This window comes from Acidovorax sp. HMWF018, from assembly GCF_003061035.1.
Classification (GTDB): domain Bacteria; phylum Pseudomonadota; class Gammaproteobacteria; order Burkholderiales; family Burkholderiaceae_C; genus Acidovorax; species Acidovorax delafieldii.
Window position 1 is genome coordinate 1 of record NZ_QAIM01000591.1, and the last position, 319, is coordinate 319.

Annotated in this window: 1 pseudogene; it reads left to right on the forward strand. The window is 73.7% G+C overall.

Annotated elements, in window-relative coordinates:
* Positions 1–319 (forward strand): annotated as a pseudogene (locus DBR23_RS31730) (arsenical pump-driving ATPase); the annotation flags it as partial.

Genomic DNA, 319 nt, shown 5'->3' on the forward strand with positions numbered 1-319 from the left:
CCCCCGCCCCATGCAAGAGGCCGCGCGCACCGCGCTGGAGCTGCGCGCCCTGGGCCTGGCCAACCAGCGCCTGGCCATCAACGGCGTGTTCCATGCCAGCCAGCCGGGGCATGACGCGGTGGCCGATGCCATCGAGGCCCTGGGCCGTCAGGCCATGGACCAGATGCCCGATGCGCTGGCGCACCTGCCCCGCGACGAGGTGCCGCTGCGCGCCTTCGACACCGTGGGTTTGCCTGCGCTGAGGGCCTTGCTGGCGGGTGGCGCGGTGCCATTGAGCGCGCCCTCTGCCGTTGTCGGCGCGTCGTTGCAGGCCGAACCC